Raw genomic sequence first — 1,958 nt, 5'->3', positions numbered from 1 at the left:
ACGTTGCGATTAAAGCGTTAAACTTTATCTCGCTAGGGCTGCGCATCTTACGCTTTCCTATTTTTTTGTCAACACTTAATTTTGTTAAACTTGAAAGTTTTTAAAACTAAGTTTTACTCAACTCACTGAATAGCTCGTACCTCGCTATGCGTTGCGCTCTGCCGTCTCAGTGGGGTCGCATTATAGGGAGAAACGTTTTATACGCAAGCGTTTTATTGAATAAAACTGCATTTAATTTATACCCATAAGAACCCCACATTAAAAACACATGTTACCCACAAAAGCCTGTGGATAAGGCTGCTTTTTTGCTTTTAAAACTAAACTCTTTTGATTTGTTATGGTAAGTTGCCAGCACTTTTTCAACTCATGTACTTAGGTAGTATTCATGACAGATATAATAAATAGTATAAGTGCCTTACTTTGGGGCCAAGTTCTCGTCTACTTATTAATAGCAGCAGGTGTCTTTTTTACCATTCGGTTAGGCTTTATTCAATTTGTACAATTCCCTCATATGTTTAAAGTTATGTTTGGCTCACGTAAATGTGGTGGAGATGAGATTTCTTCTTTTCAGGCTTTTTGTACTTCTTTAGCGGCGCGTGTTGGAACAGGTAATATGGCCGGTGTTGCCGTGGCACTTTATTTAGGTGGCCCTGGGGCTATATTTTGGATGTGGCTGATTGCTTTAATAGGTATGGCAACTAGCTTTGCAGAAAGTACCTTAGCACAAGCTTACAAAACTAAAGATGCTGATGGCAACTTTAGAGGCGGCCCTGCTTATTATATGGAACGAGGTTTAGGCAAACGCTGGATGGGTGTGTTGTTTTCATTGTGCTTGATTTTAGCCTTTGGCCTGGTATTTAATGCTGTACAGTCAAACTCTATTGCTGCCGCATTTGAAGTAGCGTTTGATGTACCTAAGTATATAGTAGGCATTGCACTTGTAATTGGCTCTGGCATCATTATTTTTGGTGGATTAAAAACAATATCACGTTTTGCCGAAATGGTTGTTCCATTTATGGCGCTTGCCTATTTGCTAGTTGCTATATATGTATGTGCGATTAACTTTACTGCCCTGCCTGATGTTATTGTACTTATAATAAAAAGTGCATTTGGTTTAGAGCAAGCAGGCGCCGGTGCAATTGGCTATGGTGTAACGCAAGCTATGATCCAAGGTATTAAGCGCGGTTTGTTTTCAAACGAAGCCGGTATGGGTAGCGCAGCCAATGCCGCAGCAACGGCAACACCTTATCCACCGCACCCAGCCTCGCAAGGGTATGTGCAAATGCTAGGTGTATTTATAGATACTATTGTGATTTGTACAGCCACTGCCTCATTAATCTTACTGTCTAATCAACTTGTGCCTGAATCGGGTGTATTAGGAATAGAGTTAACGCAAGCTGCACTACAAGAGCACGTAGGTGACTGGGGTACTTACTTTATTGCCATTGCCATTTTGTTTTTTGCATTTACCTCTATTGTCGCGAATTACTCATATGCCGAAACAAACCTAATGTTTTTAGAGCACAACTCTACTAAAGGAATGTTTATATTTAGATTACTTGTATTAGGTATGGTTATGTTTGGTGCCATTGGTGAACTAGGTATTATTTGGACACTTGCTGACATTTCTATGGGCCTAATGGCTATTGTAAACGTGGTTGCACTGTTTATGCTTTCAGGCGTTGTTGTGTGGTTATCAAAAGATTACAACGCGCAAAACAAGCAAGGCGTATTACCTACGTTTGACAAAGACAAGCACCCTAAGCTTGCTAAAGAGGTTGATCCTAACGCGTGGAAGTAACGCTAAATTAAAAATTATTAAGCGAGCATTAGCTTAATGCCGATCAGTTAAGAAATATTTTAATGATCAGTTGACCGATCTTCTATAGATGTAAGAATCCGATGAGCATTTGCCATCGGATTTTTTTATGAATATTAAAACAGCTTTAGACACCGCA

Annotated in this window: 1 protein-coding gene; it reads left to right on the top strand. The window is 39.5% G+C overall.

Going from position 1 to position 1,958, the window contains the following annotated elements; translation table 11 throughout:
• The first annotated feature begins 385 nt into the window (after positions 1–385).
• Positions 386–1,801, top strand: coding sequence for an alanine/glycine:cation symporter family protein (locus PSI06_RS20820; protein ID WP_024033645.1), 1,416 nt, complete (start codon positions 386–388; stop codon positions 1,799–1,801).
• Positions 1,802–1,958: the final 157 nt, after the last annotated feature.

It is taken from the genome of Pseudoalteromonas sp. GABNS16E (assembly GCF_028598715.1).
Lineage (GTDB): Bacteria > Pseudomonadota > Gammaproteobacteria > Enterobacterales > Alteromonadaceae > Pseudoalteromonas > Pseudoalteromonas atlantica.
Note: the sequence above shows the minus strand (reverse complement) of the source record. Positions and strands in the feature narration are given on the sequence as shown.